This is a genomic window from Pseudomonas fluorescens (assembly GCF_902497785.1).
Classification (GTDB): Bacteria; Pseudomonadota; Gammaproteobacteria; order Pseudomonadales; family Pseudomonadaceae; genus Aquipseudomonas; species Aquipseudomonas fluorescens_BO.
On the sequence record NZ_CABVHK010000007.1, the window covers coordinates 196630 to 211874 of the forward strand.

The window sequence follows — 15245 nt, forward strand, 5'->3', positions numbered from 1 at the left end:
CATGAGCGCTGTTATCACGCCTGCAGATTTTAACGATTACAAAGTTGCCGACATGTCCCTGGCTGCCTGGGGCCGTCGCGAAACCATCATCGCCGAGTCCGAAATGCCTGCCCTGATGGGTCTGCGCCGCAAGTACGCCGGTGAGCAGCCGCTCAAGGGCGCGAAGATTCTCGGCTGCATCCACATGACCATTCAGACTGCCGTGCTGATCGAAACCCTGGTTGCCCTGGGTGCCGAAGTTCGCTGGTCGTCCTGCAACATTTTCTCGACTCAGGATCAGGCCGCTGCTGCTATTGCTGCGGCCGGCATCGCGGTTTACGCCTGGAAAGGCGAAACCGAAGAAGAGTACGAGTGGTGCCTGGAGCAAACCATCCTCAAGGATGGCGCGCCTTGGGATGCCAACATGATCCTCGACGACGGCGGCGACCTGACCGAGCTGCTGCACAAGAAGTACCCGCAGATCCTCGACCGCGTCCATGGCGTGACCGAAGAAACCACCACCGGCGTTCACCGCCTGCTGGACATGCTGGCCAAGGGCGAGCTGAAAATCCCGGCCATCAACGTCAACGACTCGGTGACCAAGAGCAAGAACGACAACAAGTACGGCTGCCGTCACAGTCTGAACGACGCGATCAAGCGTGGCACCGACCACCTGCTGTCCGGCAAGCAAGCGCTGGTCATCGGTTACGGTGACGTGGGCAAGGGCTCCGCTCAGTCCCTGCGTCAGGAAGGCATGATCGTCAAAGTCTCCGAAGTCGACCCGATCTGCGCCATGCAAGCCTGCATGGACGGCTACGAGTTGGTTTCGCCGTTCATCGACGGCATCAACAACGGCACCGAAGCGAGCATCGACAAGGCACTGCTGGGCAAGATCGACCTGATCGTGACCACCACCGGTAACGTCAATGTTTGCGACGCGAACATGCTCAAAGCCCTGAAGAAGCGCGCTGTTGTCTGCAACATCGGCCACTTCGACAACGAAATCGACACTGCTTTCATGCGCAAGAACTGGGCATGGGAAGAAGTGAAGCCACAGGTTCACAAGATCCACCGTACCGGCGCTGGCGCATTCGATGCCCAGAACGACGACTACCTGATCCTGCTGGCCGAAGGCCGTCTGGTTAACCTGGGCAACGCCACTGGCCACCCAAGCCGCATCATGGACGGTTCGTTCGCCAACCAGGTGCTGGCGCAGATCTTCCTGTTCGGCCAGAAGTACGCCGACCTGTCGCCAGCCCAGAAAGCCGAGCGCCTGACCGTTGAAGTACTGCCGAAGAAACTCGACGAAGAAGTGGCCCTGGAAATGGTCCGCGGTTTCGGCGGCGTCGTGACTCAACTGACCAAGACCCAGGCCGACTACATCGGCGTGACCGTCGAAGGTCCGTTCAAGCCGCACGCTTACCGTTACTGATCGGCATTGCTTAGTCGCTCTTTGTAGGAGCTGGCGAAGCCTGCGATCTTTTGATCTTGAAAGATCGCAGCCTGCGGCAGCTCCTACAGGAGTTTGCGTCCGCTTTACGTGTTTCCAAGGATATGACCATGTCCCAAGACCGTCGCTACAGCTTCGAGTTCTTCCCTACGAAGACCGACGCTGGGCATGAAAAGCTGCTCGCCACTGCTCGCCAGCTGGCCACGTACAACCCCGACTTTTTCTCCTGCACCTACGGCGCTGGCGGTTCGACCCGTGATCGCACGCTCAACACCGTGCTGCAGCTCGAAAGTGAAGTCAAAGTTCCCGCCGCCCCGCACCTGTCGTGCGTCGGCGACAGCAAGGCCGATTTGCGCGGCTTGCTGGCTCAATACAAGACCGCCGGCATCAAGCGTATCGTTGCCCTGCGCGGTGACCTGCCGTCGGGCATGGGCATGGCCAGCGGTGAAATGCGCCACGCCAATGACCTGGTCGAATTCATTCGTGAAGAGACCGGCGATCATTTCCACATCGAAGTCGCCGCCTACCCGGAAATGCATCCGCAGGCGCGCAATTTCGAAGACGACTTGAACAACTTCGTGCGCAAGGCCAACGCCGGCGCCGACAGTGCGATCACCCAGTACTTCTTCAACGCCGACAGCTACTTCTACTTCGTCGAGCGTGTGCGGGCGATGGGCGTGAACATCCCGATCGTTCCGGGGATCATGCCAATCACCAACTACAGCAAACTGGCACGCTTTTCCGACGCCTGCGGTGCGGAAATCCCGCGCTGGATCCGCAAGCAACTGGAAGCCTACGGCGACGACACCCAGAGCATTCAAGGCTTTGGTGAGCAAGTCATCACCGAGATGTGCGAACGCCTGCTGCAAGGCGGGGCGCCAGGGCTGCACTTCTACACACTCAATCAGGCTGAAGCGAGCCTGGCGGTGTGGAACAACCTGAAGTTGCCGCGCTAATATTTGTCACAAGCAAGATCAAAAGATCGCAGCCTGCGGCAGCTCCTACAGGGTTTACACATTCCAATGTAGGAGCTGCCGCAGGCTGCGATTTTTTGCTTTCCGTGCACAATTATTGTGCAGCAATACACGGACTTAGAGCATCTGCAGGCAGTTTCTGGCTCTTTCGCGTTTCTCGTCGTAATCTCAGCCCATGCCTTTAATCAGCCAGTTACTGACCGTGGTTCTTTTCACTTGCCTGAGCTTTGCCGCTCGGGGCGAGAAATTGCGCATTGTCACTGAACCCTGGGCACCTTACGTCTACGAAGAAAACGGCAAATCCCTGGGGCTGGATTACGAAACCACCGCCATTGTCTTCAAACGCCTGGGGATCGAAGTCGAGTGGCAGTTCCTGCCGTGGAAACGCTGTCTGTCGATGCTTGAAACCGGTCAGGCCGATGGCGTGCTGGACATTTTTCACAGCGAAGAGCGTGACGCCACCCTGCTCTATCCCAGCGAACCGCTCTCGGAAGTCGAGTTCGTGATGTTCTACGCCAATGAGCGCCCCCATCCGTTTCGCACGCTGGATGATCTGAAAGGCCTGACGATTGGCACCTCGCCAGGCTATCTGTACAGCCCGGACTTTCGCGAGTCGACCCTGTTCACACGTGAACCGGCGCCCACCCATGAAGCCAACTTCGGCAAGCTGGTGCGCGGCCGGATCGATCTGCTGATCACCGACCGCCGGGTGGGCCAGCACTTGCTCGACGAACTGGACATCCGCAATCAGATCAGCGAAAACCCGACCGTGATCAGCCAGCAGAGCCAGTTCCTGGCGGTGCGGCGTAACGCCGGCATGGATTTGCTGGTCCAGCGCTTCGGTGCCGAACTCAAACGCTTTAAACGCGAACCCGCCTATGCCGAACTGAGCGCCCGTTATGGCGCCGATCCGGCAGCCGGTGTGAAAGCGGCCAGCACCACCGCCGCCCGGGGAAAAACCGTTGAGCAGCAGGAAAGCGGCGCGCAGTGATTGCTCTGTTATACTCCGGCCTTCCCGCCAGGCTCACGCCCGGACGCTCGGACTTGTTCAAGGCATCTCGATCCCGCTACAGCGCAGCTTTTCAGCCCGCGCGAGCGCTCCAGACGAGCTTTCAAGCCCCAGCAGGACCGGACGGGATTGCGTTCTTCTTAAACGCCATTCGCGCCAGGCAAGACTCCCATTGGGCCAAGCCCTAACTAAAACAGGATTACTCATGTCCTTTGCTTCCCTCGGTCTCTCCGAGGCTTTAGTCCGCGCCATCGAGGCAGCGGGCTATACCGAGCCTACTCCGGTGCAACAGCGGGCCATTCCCGCCGTGTTGCAAGGTCGCGACCTCATGGTTGCGGCGCAGACAGGTACCGGTAAAACCGGTGGCTTCGCCCTTCCGATCCTGGAGCGGCTGTTCCCTAACGGTCACCCGGACAAATCCCAGCGTCACGGTCCGCGCCAACCGCGCGTACTGGTCCTGACCCCGACCCGCGAACTCGCAGCCCAGGTACACGAGAGCTTCAAGGTGTATGCCCGTGACCTGAAGTTCGTCAGCGCCTGCATCTTCGGCGGCGTCGGCATGAACCCGCAGGTTCAGGCCATGTCCCGCGGTGTTGACGTGCTGGTGGCCTGCCCGGGTCGCTTGCTCGACCTCGCCGGCCAAGGCAGCGTCGACTTGTCACACGTGGAAATCCTCGTGCTGGACGAAGCCGACCGCATGCTCGACATGGGCTTCGTCCATGACGTGAAAAAGGTCCTGGCTCGTCTGCCGAGCAAACGCCAGAACCTGCTGTTTTCGGCGACGTTCTCCAAGGACATCACCGACCTCGCCGGCAAGCTGCTGCACAACCCGGAACGCATCGAAGTCACGCCGCCGAACACCACGGTCGAGCGTATCGAACAGCGCGTATTCCGTCTGGCCGCGAGCCACAAGCGTTCGTTGCTGGCCCACTTGATCACGGCGGGCGCCTGGGAACAGGTGCTGGTGTTCACCCGCACCAAGCACGGCGCCAACCGTCTGGCCGAGTACCTGGACAAACACGGCCTCAGCGCCGTCGCGATCCACGGCAACAAGAGCCAGAACGCGCGCACCAAAGCCCTGGCCGACTTCAAGGCCGGTGAAGTGCGCATCCTTGTGGCGACCGACATCGCTGCGCGCGGCCTCGACATCGATCAGTTGCCACACGTGGTCAACTTCGAACTGCCGAACGTCGACGAAGATTACGTGCACCGCATCGGCCGTACTGGCCGTGCCGGTCGTTCGGGCGAGGCGATCTCGCTGGTCGCTCCGGACGAAGAAAAGCTGCTGAAAAGCATTGAACGCATGACCCGCCAGAAAATCGCCGACGGCGACCTGATGGGCTTCGATTCCAGCGCTGTAGAAGCCGAAAAACCGGAAGTGCGCGAGCGTCCGGATGTGCGTAACCCGCGCAACCCACGTGGCCCGCGCGGCGATGGCCCGAACGGCAGCGGCGGTGGCGGCGGTCGTAAAGACAAAGGCAAGGACAAGGGCGGCAAGGAAAAACCTGCAGCCACTGGCCGTGGCGAGCGTCCGGCACGTGAGCAGAAGCCACGCGAAGGCACACCGGCCCGCGAGCAACAGCGTCCGGCGCCACGCGCTGCCGCTGACCGTGCTCCGGATGAGTTCCTCGACGACGACGTTGATAACTTCGGTAACCGCGTCGACTACGTGCCTCAAGCCAAACCGGCTCAGGGCCGTGGTCGCCGTCCGGGTGCTCCGGCACAAGGTGCGGCAGCGGGCGCGGGTGCTCCTCGCACCGGCGGCAAGCCTCAGGGTCGTCAAAGCGGCCCACGCAGCAGCGACGGCGCCACCACCGGCACACCGCCAGCCAAGCGCAGCGGTCCACGCAACGGTGCTCCGCGTGACGGCCAGGCCCGTCGCGAAGAGTCCCGCAACCGTCGCCCTGCTCGTACCGACGACCAGCCGCGCTCGGAACCGGCCGTGCAGAACCCGCGCGGTCCGGCACCGAAGATCATTCACAAGGAGTCGAAAACCGATCGTTTCCCGACGCCTGAACAACTTGATCAACTGCCAGGCCGTCCACGCGGCGAAAAACCAGCCTTGCTGACCCGCAATCGCTGAGTTTTCACCCGCCATGAAAAATGCCCCGGATCTCACGAACCGGGGCATTTTTTTTGCCGCCACTAAACCCTGTAGGAGCGAGCTCGCTCGCGATGGACGTTAACGATTACGAGCGCTGCCTGGATAAACGCGTTGCCATCACGTTTTTCGCGAGCGAGCTCGCTCCTACAATGGACCGGCTTGATCCCGCAGATTGCGGCAGGCAATAAAAAACGCCCCCGCTCGCAAGAACGGGGGCGTTTTTGTGTCAGGCGCGAATGTTACTTCGCTTTCACACCTTCAAACGAAACGTACAGCTCGACCGCGTCAGACTGTGGACCCAGGTCTTTCTGCTTGCCGAAGTCGGAACGCTTGATGCTGGTAGTGCCCTCGAAGCCGGCACGGTAGCCGCCCCATGGATCCTTGCCTTCACCCAGGAAAGTGGCCTTGACCACGATCGGCTTGGTCACACCGGCCAGGGTCAGATTGCCGCTCACGTCAGCAGTGTCTTTACCCGCGGCGTCTTTGCCGGTGGATTTGACGCTGGTGGAAACAAAGGTGGCCTTGGCGAATTTGCTCGCGTTCAGGAAATCACCGCTGGCGATGTGCTTGTCGCGCTCGGCATGGTTGGTGAACACGCTGGCGGTGTTGACGTTGAACTCGATCTTGCTGTCTTCAGGCTTGGCGGCGTCAAAGCTGAACTTGCCGTCGATGTCCTTGAAGGTACCGGTGATGAAGCTGTAGCCCAGGTGGCTGATCTTGAAGTCAACGAAGGCGTGCTGGCCTTCTTTGTCGACCACGTAGTCAGCAGCCATCACGTTAGCGGACAGCAGGGCTGAACCGATTGCCAGAGCGGCGAGAGTCTTTTTCAACATGCTTTCTATTCCTTTGGAGTCGAGGTTGAACATCAGGCTTTGCGTCCCAGCATTCGCGTCAGGGTCGCATCACGATCGATAAAGTGGTGTTTCAATGCTGCCAACGCATGGAGACCGGAAAAAATGACCAGCGCCCATGCCAGGTAGAAATGAATCACACCGGCGGTGTCTGCCTGATCCGGTAGCCCGGAAACCAGTGCAGGAACTTCAAACAGGCCAAACACCGGAATCCCGACACCGTCTGCGGTGGAAATCAGGTAACCGGTAATCATCACAGCAAACAAAGCGAGGTACAGGAACGAATGGCCGAACTTCGCACCCAGGCGCGTCATGCGGCTATAGCTTTGCAGTGTGGGCGGCGGCGGGCTGATAAAGCGCCACAGCACCCGCAGAACCATCACGGCCAACAACACCAGGCCAATGCTCTTGTGCAGGTCCGGCGCGTCTTTGCGCCAGGTGCTGTAGTAGTCGAGACCGACCATCCACAAGCCCAACGCAAACAGACCGAAGACAACGAGCGCCACAGCCCAATGCATGAAGACACTGACCCAGCCGTAGCGAGAAGAGGAATTACGTAGCTGCATTGCTCAAATCCTGTGAGAACTGCGAACAAGACTATCGAGTTATCTATCGAATTAAAGCGGAAATTTTCGCTTTGAAATATCGAGAAATACGATCAAGAGTCTGAAATCGGGGCGTTAAGGGAAGATTAAAGGCGAATTTGTGGCGGGATGTTAGGGTCAGCCGGGAAAAAGTTTGATGACTGAGAGGCTTCGCGAGCAGGCTCGCTCCCACTGTGGGCCGGCGTTGGAAACAGGATCGGCGGCCACCACCAAACCCTGTGGGAGCGAGCCTGCTCGCGAAAGCGATTTGGCGGACAAAAAAAAGCGCGGCCCTTGAGCCGCGCTTTTATTACGCCTTAACGTTACTGCGCCTTGGCCTCAGTGGCGGCCGCAGGTTTCTTCGCCGGTTCAGCCTTTTTCACGGGTGCCTTGGCCGGGGCTTTTTTCGCCTCGGTTTTGGCCGCCGGCTTCTTGACCGCAGGTTTGGTCGCGGCTTTCTTGGCAGGCTCGGCTTTCACCGGTGCCGCTGGTTTCGCCGCTTCCACTGGCGCAGGCGCCGGGGTGGGTACTGGAGCAGGCGCCGGGGCGGGTGGAGTGACCGGCTCCGGTGCTTTGACGGGCTCTGGCTTCTTGGCGTCATCCGAGCCACCAAACAGGTTGCTGAAGAAGTTGCCTTTCTTCGCCGCCACCGCGCCAGCCGCCGCTGCGGCTGCCGGCACCACCTTCGCCGGTTCAAACGACTTGCCCGCCGCCAGGTCTTCAACCTGACTGGCCGCACGCTGACCGGTGCGCAATGCGCCTTCCAGAGTGCCCGGGTACAGCGTGTCGGTGTGTTCGCCAGCGAAGGCTACGCGTTGCAGCGGACGTTCCCACAGGCGCCAGTATTTGCTGATCTGGCCCGGGCCGAAGGCCAGGTAAGCGCCGCCCATCGACGGGTCGGTGCTGTAGCGACGAATTTCATAACCGGTGAACGAGCCGCGCGCCTGTGGGTAAAACGCGTGCAGACGAATCAGCACCTGATCGACCATCTGCTTGTCGCCGAAAGCCTGCATGACGCGCGCATTGTCGCCGGACAGGTTGATCACCACGTTGGCGCCGCCCTTCAGCGCCGGCTCGACCCACAACATGCCCAGGCCGGTGTTGCTGTAGATCTCGCCGGACATCCGCGCCTTGCTTTCCCACACCGGCGTCTTGAACTTCAACATGATCTGGTCGCGCCAACCGTAGTTGGTGCCTTTGATCGCGGCCAGGTGCTGGGCATCCAGTGCCGGAATCATCGAGATTTTGTTCAGTGCGCGCAACGGCACCGCCACCACCACGTAGTCAGCCTGATAACCCACGCTGCCGACTTTGACGGTCACACCGTCCTTGTCTTGAGTAATGGACGAGACCGGGGAGCTGGTCTTGATCGTTTTCAGTTGTTTGACGAAGGCCTGAGCCAGCACCGGGCTGCCACCGAGCAAGCGCGAGGCGCGCAGGTCACGGTCGGACACACCACGGTAAACCCGGCTCTGTTGTGCGAAGTACAACAACGACAGGCGCGAAGGTTCGTCATAACGGGTACGAATCTGTTGGTTGATCAATTGACGGGCCGTGGCTGGCAGCGACAGCCGATCGAGCCAGTTCGATACGTTGATCTGATCCAGCGTGTGCAGCGTGCTGTTGGCGGACGGGTTCTGCGGATCTTCGATCGAGCGCGCCAGGTCATCCAGGGTTTTTTCGTAGCGCTTGAGCGCTTCGGCCGTCGCTGGCTCTTTGGTGGCCAGATCTGCAGCGGTGTAATACACGCCGTCGATCAGGTAGCTCGGGGTGCGCACGAATTCCGGGGCCGGCGTGGTGCTCAGCTTGAATGTCGAGACGTACTTGTTGAGGACCGGCTGGGTCTTGTCGTTGCCGATCCACTCACTGCTGGCCATGCCGGAACGGCCGCCCAGGTTCGGCTTGGCTTCCAGCAAAGTGACCTGCCAGCCTTTATTTTGCAGTTCATATGCCGCCGTCAGGCCCGAGAGCCCGCCGCCGATCACAATCGCCGTTTTATCCTTGGCCAGCGCAGACACGCTGAACAGCCCCAACATCACCAGCGCACAGGCGCGCAGCCAACCAGCAGACATTCAGCGAACTCCGGAAATCAGGTAGGAAAAAATGCTTTGCGAGTCAGACGACTCAAGAACCGCGAAGAATACGTCAGCCATCAATAGGCCGCCAGCAACGTCTATCGCCCTATACAAAGTAGCTCAATCGCCACAATGGGTTGTCCCCGCGCGATGCATTGCATAGGCTTGCGCGATTGTATGTCCGCGCGCGTCACGGACCGCCTCGAGGAGACTGACCATGGGCCTGAATAATCAGTGGATGCAACGCGATCTCGCGGTGTTGTGGCACCCCTGCACCCAGATGAAAGACCACGAGCAGTTGCCGCTGATCCCGATCAAGCGCGGCGAAGGCGTGTGGCTGGAAGACTTCGAAGGCAAACGCTACCTCGATGCCGTCAGTTCCTGGTGGGTCAACGTGTTTGGCCATGCCAACCCGCGCATCAACCAGCGCATCAAGGATCAGGTTGATCAACTGGAACATGTGATCCTCGCCGGTTTCAGCCATCAGCCGGTGATCGAGTTGTCCGAACGCCTGGTGAAGATGACGCCGGAAGGCCTGACGCGGTGCTTCTACGCGGATAACGGTTCGTCCTGTATCGAAGTTGCGCTGAAAATGAGCTTTCACTACTGGCTCAACCGCGGCCAACCAAACAAGAAGCGCTTCGTCACCCTGACCAACAGTTACCACGGCGAGACGATGGCGGCGATGTCGGTGGGCGACGTGCCGCTGTTTACCGAAACCTACAAGGCGCTGTTGCTGGACACCATCAAGGTGCCGAGCCCCGATTGCTACCTGCGGCCCGACGGCATGAGCTGGGAGGAGCATTCGCGGAACATGTTCGCGACGATGGAACACACCCTCGCCGACAATCACGACACGGTCGCTGCGGTGATCGTGGAGCCTTTGATTCAAGGCGCGGGTGGCATGCGCATGTATCACCCGGTGTACCTGAAACTGCTGCGTGACGCCTGCGACCGCTACGGCGTGCACCTGATTCACGACGAAATCGCCGTCGGCTTCGGCCGCACCGGGACGATGTTCGCCTGCGAACAGGCCGGCATCCGCCCGGACTTTCTGTGCCTGTCCAAGGCCCTGACTGGCGGTTACCTGCCGCTGGCGGCGTGCGTCACCACCGAAGACGTCTACAGCGCGTTTTACGATGACTATCCGACCCTGCGTGCGTTCCTGCATTCGCACAGCTACACCGGCAATCCGCTGGCGTGTGCAGCGGCGTTGGCGACGCTGGATATCTTCGAAGAAGACAATGTGATCGAAAACAACAAGGCCCTGGCTCAACGCATGGCCTCCTCCACTGCCCACCTGGCCGATCACCCGAACGTGTCGGAAGTGCGCCAGACCGGTATGGTGCTGGCCATCGAGATGGTCAAGGACAAGGCGACGAAAGAGGCCTACCCGTGGCAGGAACGTCGCGGTTTGAAGGTGTTCCAGCATGCGCTGGAGCGGGGTGCTTTACTTCGGCCGTTGGGCAGCGTGGTGTATTTCCTGCCGCCGTATGTGATTACGCCGGAGCAGATTGATTTTCTGGCGGAGGTTGCCAGTGAAGGGATTGATATTGCGACCCGCGACAGCGTCAGCGTGTCGGTGCCGAAAGACTTCCATCCCGGTTTCCGTGATCCGGGCTGACAGCCACCGACAACACCTGTGGCCTGTGAACCCTGTGGCGAGGGAGCTTGCTCCCGCTGGGCCGCGAAGAGGCCCCAAAAAAAGGGCCTGCTGCGCAGTCCAGCGGGAGCAAGCTCCCTCGCCACAAGAGCCCGCCACACTTGCGACTTGATCCAACTTACTGATTCAGCAGAGACCCAGAATGAGACTGTCCCGCTTCTTCATCGACGCCCCCCTGAGCACCGGCGAGCACGAACTGCCCGAGGCCCAGGCCCATTACATCAGCCGCGTGCTGCGCATGGCCGAGGGCGATGCCTTGCAATTGTTCGACGGCTCAGGCCAGGAGTTTCGCGCCACGCTGCGCGAGGTCGGCAAGAAACGCGTCGTGGTGCAGATCGATGAAAGCTTCGCCGGTCAGGTCGAATCGCCGTTGCAGATTCACCTCGGCCAAGGCCTGTCCCGTGGCGAGCGAATGGATTGGGCGATTCAGAAAGCCACTGAACTGGGCGTGACTGAAATCACCCCGATTTTCAGCGACCGCTGCGAAGTCCGCCTGAAGGACGAACGCGCCGACAAACGCCTGTTGCACTGGCGCCAGGTGGCGATCAGCGCGTGCGAGCAATGTGGGCGGTCACGGGTGCCGGTGATCCATCCGCCGGCATTGTTAGCGGACTGGTTGAAGCAGACCGAAGCGGATTTGAAACTGGTGCTGCATCCAGTGGCTGAGCCGTTGGTGAGTCATGCGAAGCCTGGGACACTGGCGTTTTTGATCGGGCCTGAGGGTGGGTTGTCGGAGGCTGAAGTGGATCTGGCCAAGGCCAGTGGTTTTCACGCGGCTCGCCTCGGTCCGAGGGTGCTGCGCACAGAGACTGCGCCGGTAGTGGCGCTGGCGGTGGCCCAGCAACTTTGGGGTGATTTTTAGAGCTTGAAAGATCGCAGCCTGCGGCAGCTCCTACATTGGAATGGCGTACAACCTGTAGAAGCTGCCGACGATTCGGCCCGCGTTCGGACGATCTTTTGATTTACTGCACCGGATCACTCACCGGCTTGGCAATGATCGCCTTGAGTTCGCTGGTCATCGGGAATTCAAGGTTCAAGCCTTTTGGCGGAATCGGCTGTTCGAACCAACGATTGTAGATCCCGTTGATCTCGCCCGAGCTATACAGATCGCCCAACACGCTGTTCACCAGCGCGAGGAATTGCGGATCATCCTTGCGCACCATGCAGCTGTAGATTTCCCGGGACTGCTCCTCCCCCACCACTACCCACTTATGCGGGTCATGAGCCTTGGCGCGCTCGCCGTAGAGCAGTGCGTCATCCATGTAAAACGCCGCGGCGCGACCTGATTGCAGCATCTGGAAAGCTTCGCCGTGATCCTTGGCGCTGATCACGAACATATCGATCTTGTTGTCGACGTTGTAGCTTTTCAGAAAGCGCTCGTTGGTGGTGCCGGCAGTCGTCACCACATTCTTGCCGCGCAGGTCCGCGAAACTTTTGATGCCACTGTCCTTGGCGGTGAGCAACTGGCCTTTGACGTAGATAAAACCGTAGGAGAACGCCACCTGCTTCTGCCGCTCCGCGGTCACGCCGGTGGAGCCACATTCCAGATCCACGGTGCCGTTCTGCACCAGCGGAAAGCGGGTTTGCGAGGTCACCAGGTTGTACTTCACCTTGAGGTCCGGCAGTGCCAGTTGCTGCTGGATGCGCTCGACAATCTTGCCCGCCAGATCCACCGAGTACCCCATCGGTTTACCCGTGTGATCCCCCACATAAGAGAACGGCACCGACGCATCGCGATAGCCCAGGGTGATGGACTTCGCACTGGCGATTTTACTCAGGGCGCCGGTCAGAGGCGCTTCATTGGCCTGGACCTGACTGCCAAGCAGCAGACCGAGCGTGCAGCCGAGCAACGTGATTTTTTGCATTTTTATTCTCCGTTGTGGGGGTGTTTTTCAGATTCGTGCGGCGGTGACGGTGATTTCCACCAACACCTGCGGCCGCGCCAGTTCAGCCTGAACCGTGGTGCGGCTCGGCGCCTGGCCCGGCGATAGCCAGGCCGACCAGACCTCGTTCATCGCGGCAAAATCCTCGCTGATGTTTTTCAGGTAAATGGTCGCGCTGAGCAGATGATCCTTGTCACTGCCAGCCTCGGCCAGCAAGGCGTCGATTTTCGCCAGCACCTCGCGGGTCTGGCCGCTGGCATCCGAGGCATCGCCGGGCACCTGGCCGGAAAGAAACACCAGGTCGCCGAAGGTGACGACGCCAGACAGGCGCGGATTGTTGTGCAGTCGGGTAATGGTCATTGCGGTGTCCTCTTCAAAATGAAATTCACGCGGCCCGGTGATTGAAACCGTGCAGGTCAATGGAAGGCTGGCGCTGGCCGATCAGCTCGCTGAGCAAGCGCCCGCTGCCGCACGCCAGGGTGAAACCCAACGCGCCATGGCCGAGGTTGAGCCACAGATTGCGATACGCCGTGGCGCCCAACAACGGCACTCCGCTGGGTGTTGCCGGACGCATGCCGGCCCACTCCACGGCGGCCTCGTAGTCGCCAGCCTCAGGGAAGGTGTCGCGGGCCTGGCGCTTGATCAGGGCCAGACGTTCGGGATCGACAGCGGGGTCGAAGCCGACGATGTCGACCATCGCCGCCACCCGCAACTGTTCACCGATGCGGGCGTAGACAATCTTGCGATCGTAGTCGGTGATGCTCACGTCCGGCGCCCGGTTTCCAGCGCCAATCGGCACGGTCAGACTGTAGCCCTTCAGCGGATAAAGTGGCAGGCGCAGGCCGGGCAACGCCAACAACGAACTACGGTGGCCTGCGGCGATCACCAGGTGTTCGACCGGGAGCACCTCCTCACCCAGTTCAATGGCGCTGACCCCACCGCCGCCATGGCGAATGGCGGTCACCGCCTGACCGAGGCGAAATTCGCAACGGCCGGACGCTTTCAATCGCGCCGTCAGCAGTTGACAAAAACCGTGGCAATCGCCGACCTCTTCATCCGGCGTATAAATCGCCCCGACAAAAGGCCCATCGGCCAGCGCCGGTTCCAGGTCCGCGCACTCGACTGCCGACAGCACCTGCTGCTGTTGCGGATCGGCCAGGCTTTTGCGCGCATGTTCGAAGCTGCCGGCATTGCGGAAGGTCACCAGTTTGCCGTTGCGCCGCCAGTTGAAACCGGCCAAGCCATCGTCCTCACGCCAGTGCTTCAATGTGTCCTGGCTGAACAGCGCCAGACGCAACAGGTGCGCAGCATTCTCTCGGTTCACCGAGCTGCGGCAGGCCGCGAGGAATGAGGCCATCCAGCGCCACTGCACCGGGTCCAGACGCGGGCGCAACTTCAAGGGCGAATCGCCGCGCAGCATCCAGCCGATGGCCTGCAACGGCACGCCGGCATCGGCCAGCGGCGCGACGTAGCGATAGGACAACTGCCCGCCATTGGCGAAACTGGTTTCGCTGCCCAGCGAGTCCCGCGCTTCGACCACCGTCACCTCGAAGCCGTCACGGACCAGCGCATAGGCTGTTGCCAAGCCAATGACGCCGCCGCCGATGATGCACACACGCTGAGCCATGTCCGTCCTTAAAACCGTTGTGAAGACCAGGCCGAGGTTAGAGCCAGGTGACAGCCGGCGGACAATGAATAAAGATGGCTCACCCATAAACAAAGGTTATGGACTTGCCATGCGTCTTCGTCACATTGAAATTTTCCAGGCCATCCGCCAGACCGGTTCGATCAGCGCGGCCGCGCAATTGCTCCACGTCTCGCAACCGGCGGTGTCCAAGGTGCTGCAACATGCCGAGCAGCAATTGGGTTTCCCGTTGTTCTTGCGCATACGCGGCAAGTTGCACGCAACGCCGGAAGCGCTGGAGCTGGAGCGTGAGGTCGACAAGGTCAGCGAAAGCCTGCAAGGCGTGCGACGCCTGGCCCAGAGCCTGCGCCGCGAGCCCGGCCACAGCCTGCGCATCGGCGCCACCCCGGCGTTGGCGCTGTCATTGCTGCCACCGGCGATTCACGAATGGACCGGGCGCTACCCGGACATCGCTTGCGAACTGTCCAGCGCCCATAGCCGCGAACTGGTGCAGAACCTGTTGATGCGCGAAATAGACGTCGCCCTGACCCTGCAACCACCGGACCACCCCGCCTTGAAGGCGCAGGCCCTGGCTTCAGGGGTGCTGGTGGCATTAGCGCCAAAGGGCTATTGGCCGGACGAGGACGTTGGCCAACCGCTGCCGTTGATGGCCCTGGCCGATGCGCCTTTGATTGGCCTGTCCAGTACCGACCCGTTGGCCGCCCGGCTCGACAGCTACCTCGAAGCGGTGGAACCTGCGCCCCGGGTGCGCATTGCCGTGCAAACCTATTCACTGGCCAGGGCGATGGTGGAATCCGGTGCCGGTCTGGCGGTGATCGACCCGTTCACCGCACTCGGTGCATCCCCCGCGACGACGACCATCCGACCCCTGGCACCACCGTTGCCGATCATCCTGTACGCGTTGACCCGCGTCGCTGAACCGCCGCCCCACACCCTGAACGACCTGTTGCAGATATTCAGCCGTAGGGCCCAGGTACAACTCGATCACCTGAATCTGACCAAAGTTTGATGGGGGTCTCGCTGGTTTG

The 15245-nt window shown here is 60.7% G+C and carries 13 protein-coding genes; 7 read left to right on the forward strand and 6 right to left on the reverse strand.

The genetic code is table 11. From position 1 onward, the window contains the following. Position 1: 1 nt before the first annotated feature. The 4 genes from ahcY to F8N62_RS12780 all read left to right on the forward strand — a co-directional run bounded on the left by ahcY (position 2) and on the right by F8N62_RS12780 (position 5495). Positions 2-1411 carry an adenosylhomocysteinase gene (gene ahcY, locus F8N62_RS12765; RefSeq protein WP_150711251.1) on the forward strand — a complete coding sequence of 470 codons (1410 nt, stop codon included), beginning with the start codon at positions 2-4 and terminating at the stop codon, positions 1409-1411. Between the two features lie 128 nt (positions 1412-1539). After that, positions 1540-2385, forward strand: coding sequence for a methylenetetrahydrofolate reductase [NAD(P)H] (gene metF / locus F8N62_RS12770; protein WP_150711252.1), 846 nt, complete (start codon positions 1540-1542; stop codon positions 2383-2385). 193 nt (positions 2386-2578) lie between these two features. Continuing rightward, positions 2579-3394 carry a substrate-binding periplasmic protein gene (locus F8N62_RS12775; protein ID WP_150711253.1) on the forward strand — a complete coding sequence of 272 codons (816 nt, stop codon included), beginning with the start codon at positions 2579-2581 and terminating at the stop codon, positions 3392-3394. Positions 3395-3617: 223 nt separating this feature from the next. Continuing rightward, positions 3618-5495, forward strand: coding sequence for a DEAD/DEAH box helicase (locus tag F8N62_RS12780; RefSeq protein WP_150711254.1), 1878 nt, complete (start codon positions 3618-3620; stop codon positions 5493-5495). A gap of 260 nt (positions 5496-5755) precedes the next feature. Here the strand turns inward: F8N62_RS12780 and F8N62_RS12785 are convergent, their stop codons facing one another. The 3 genes from F8N62_RS12785 to F8N62_RS12795 form a co-directional block, all read right to left on the reverse strand. Next, positions 5756-6349: a YceI family protein gene (locus tag F8N62_RS12785; RefSeq protein WP_150711255.1), complete on the reverse strand. Its 594-nt coding sequence runs from the start codon at positions 6347-6349 to the stop codon at positions 5756-5758. 32 nt (positions 6350-6381) lie between these two features. Next, positions 6382-6933 (reverse strand): cytochrome b, encoded by a 552-nt coding sequence (locus tag F8N62_RS12790; RefSeq protein WP_150711256.1) that lies wholly within the window; start codon positions 6931-6933, stop codon positions 6382-6384. 341 nt (positions 6934-7274) lie between these two features. Further along, positions 7275-9023, reverse strand: a complete 1749-nt coding sequence (locus F8N62_RS12795; RefSeq protein WP_150711257.1) for a flavin monoamine oxidase family protein — start codon at positions 9021-9023, stop codon at positions 7275-7277. A 220-nt stretch (positions 9024-9243) separates the two neighbouring features. On the opposite strand from F8N62_RS12795, the gene F8N62_RS12800 reads away from it, so the two are divergent. Next, positions 9244-10650 carry an adenosylmethionine--8-amino-7-oxononanoate transaminase gene (locus F8N62_RS12800; protein WP_150711258.1) on the forward strand — a complete coding sequence of 469 codons (1407 nt, stop codon included), beginning with the start codon at positions 9244-9246 and terminating at the stop codon, positions 10648-10650. Between the two features lie 181 nt (positions 10651-10831). Then, positions 10832-11551 (forward strand): 16S rRNA (uracil(1498)-N(3))-methyltransferase, encoded by a 720-nt coding sequence (locus F8N62_RS12810; RefSeq protein ID WP_150711259.1) that lies wholly within the window; start codon positions 10832-10834, stop codon positions 11549-11551. 100 nt (positions 11552-11651) lie between these two features. Here the strand turns inward: F8N62_RS12810 and F8N62_RS12815 are convergent, their stop codons facing one another. Genes F8N62_RS12815 through F8N62_RS12825 form a run of 3 tightly spaced genes read right to left on the reverse strand, consistent with a single transcriptional unit; the run spans position 11652 to position 14199 of the window. After that, a complete protein-coding gene (locus F8N62_RS12815; RefSeq protein ID WP_150711260.1) occupies positions 11652-12554 on the reverse strand; it encodes a transporter substrate-binding domain-containing protein in 903 nt (300 codons plus the stop codon). Between the two features lie 27 nt (positions 12555-12581). Further along, positions 12582-12932 (reverse strand): RidA family protein, encoded by a 351-nt coding sequence (locus F8N62_RS12820; protein WP_150711261.1) that lies wholly within the window; start codon positions 12930-12932, stop codon positions 12582-12584. Between the two features lie 25 nt (positions 12933-12957). Continuing rightward, a complete protein-coding gene (locus F8N62_RS12825; protein WP_150711262.1) occupies positions 12958-14199 on the reverse strand; it encodes a D-amino acid dehydrogenase in 1242 nt (413 codons plus the stop codon). 109 nt (positions 14200-14308) lie between these two features. Between F8N62_RS12825 and F8N62_RS12830 the strand changes: the two genes are divergently transcribed. Next, positions 14309-15226, forward strand: a complete 918-nt coding sequence (locus F8N62_RS12830; RefSeq protein ID WP_150711263.1) for a LysR family transcriptional regulator — start codon at positions 14309-14311, stop codon at positions 15224-15226. Positions 15227-15245 lie beyond the last annotated feature (19 nt).